Origin of the sequence: Thauera phenylacetica B4P, assembly GCF_000310225.1 — a bacterium.
Classification (GTDB): domain Bacteria; phylum Pseudomonadota; class Gammaproteobacteria; order Burkholderiales; family Rhodocyclaceae; genus Thauera; species Thauera phenylacetica.
The window spans coordinates 1-2,091 of the sequence record NZ_AMXF01000400.1; the positions used below are offsets into that span (position 1 = coordinate 1).

Sequence of the window (2,091 nt, forward strand, 5' to 3'; positions counted from 1 at the left end):
CGCCGCGCCGCCGACCGCGCCAAGCACCTGCCGGTGGGCGACGCCCTGCTCGGCCGCGTGGTCGACGGCGCCGGCCGTCCGCTCGACGGCCAGGGCCCGCTGCACACCCAGGAGACGCGCTCGCTGCAGGGGCGCGCGATCAACCCGCTCGCGCGCGCACCGATCGCGCAGCCGCTCGACGTCGGCGTGCGCGCGATCAACGCGCTGCTCACCGTCGGCCGCGGCCAGCGCCTCGGCCTCTTCGCCGGCTCGGGGGTGGGCAAGTCGGTGCTGATCGGCATGATGGCGCGCTATACCGAGGCCGAGGTCATCGTCGTGGGCCTGATCGGCGAGCGCGGCCGCGAGGTCAAGGAGTTCATCGAGCACAGCCTCGGCCCCGAGGGCCTGGCGCGCTCGGTGGTGGTGGCGGCCCCCGCCGACACCAGCCCGCTGATGCGCATGCAGGGCGCGGCCTATGCCACCACGGTGGCGGAATACTTCCGCGACCAGGGCCGCCAGGTGCTGCTGATCATGGACTCGCTGACCCGCTATGCCATGGCGCAGCGCGAGATCGCGCTCGCGATCGGCGAGCCGCCGGTCACGCGCGGCTATCCGCCGAGCGTGTTCGCCCGCCTGCCGGCGCTGGTCGAGCGCGCCGGCAACGGCCCCGAGGGCGGCGGCTCGATCACCGCCTTCTACACCGTGCTGGCCGAGGGCGACGACCAGCAGGACCCGATCGCCGACGCTGCACGCGCCATCCTCGACGGCCACTTCGTGCTCTCGCGCAACCTCGCCGACCAGGGCCACTACCCGGCGATCGACATCGAGCAGTCGATCTCGCGCGCGATGCACAACCTGGTCGGCGACGACCACTTCAACGTGGTGCGCCAGTTCAAGCAGTTCTTCTCGCGCTACCAGCGCTCGCGCGACCTCATCGCGGTGGGCGCCTACCAGCCCGGCGGCGACCCCTTGCTCGACATGGCGGTGAAGCTCTATCCCAGGCTCGAGGCCTTCCTGCAGCAAGGCATCCAGGAGCACGAGACCTACGAGGGCGCCCTGCAGAAGCTGGCGCAGGTTTTCGGTTGAGCGAGCCACGAAACGCGGCCGCATTCGCGCCTGCCGGCGCTCCTACCCAAGCCCTCGCGGTTCGGAACCCGCATTGGCGCCTGCCGGCACTCCTGAAAATACCTCCGCGGATCGGTCTCCATGCAGGAGCGGCGCCAGCCGCGAACCCGGCCACGACTGCGGCCGCGAGCATTTCGTCACGGTCGACGGCCGGCCGGCCGCGATATGCCCACCTCGGGTATGTCGCGAGCGGCTAGAATGCCGTTTGCAAAACCGCCCCGAAACGACGCCGATGCCTCCCGCCTTCCACCTCCAGCCCCTGCTCGATCTCGCCAGCACCCGCACCGACGAAGCCGCACGCAAGCTCGGCGAGCTGGTCGCAGCCGAGCGCGACGTGGAGCAGAAGCTGAAGATGCTCGAGGACTACCGCGCGGAGTACCACGAGCGCTTCGTGCAGGCCGCGCGCGATGGCCTGAGCCCCGACGCGTGGCGCAACTACAGCGCCTTCATCGCCAAGCTCGACGACGCGATCGCCGCCCAGCGCAAGGTGGTCGAGCAGTCGCGCGCGCGCACCGTCGAGGGCCAGCAGGCCTGGCTGGCCCAGCGCACCAAGCTCAAGGCCTTCGACACCCTCGCCCAGCGCCACCAGCAGACGGTCGCGCGCAGCGAGGCGCGCCAGGAGCAGAAGCAGTCGGACGAGCACGCCGCCCGGCGTGGCGGCGAGGACGCCTGACGCGGGCGGCCGCGGCTGAGACCCGACCCGGTGACGCACCCATGGCATGAGGCTTGCTTTTGATGGACTGTCGGATCGTCCACGATCCATCGCATCCAGCCCATGAGAGGCCCGCAACCATGTCCGCACCGTTCTCCACCTCCAGCCTCGGCAACGTCGCGCAGCTTCGCCTCGGCGCCCAGCAGGCACGCATCGGCATCTCCGCACTGGACGGCCTCGGTGCGCAGCCCGACAGCTTCTCGCGCACGCTCGAGAACCGCATGAACACGCCCGAGCCGGCGCCACGCAAGCCCGAGTCCGTCCCCGCCGCACCG

At 71.3% G+C, this 2,091-nt stretch carries 2 protein-coding genes and 1 pseudogene; all 3 read left to right on the top strand.

Translation table 11 applies throughout. The features are described 5' to 3' along the window. A partial coding sequence (locus C667_RS22440) for a FliI/YscN family ATPase (protein ID WP_004386698.1) occupies window positions 1-1,065 on the top strand: 1,065 nt, incomplete at its 5' end. Between the two features lie 271 nt (window positions 1,066-1,336). Then, window positions 1,337-1,777 (top strand): flagellar export protein FliJ, encoded by a 441-nt coding sequence (gene fliJ, locus C667_RS22445; protein ID WP_004386699.1) that lies wholly within the window; start codon window positions 1,337-1,339, stop codon window positions 1,775-1,777. 119 nt (window positions 1,778-1,896) lie between these two features. Further along, a pseudogene (locus tag C667_RS22450) lies at window positions 1,897-2,091 on the top strand (hypothetical protein); the annotation flags it as partial.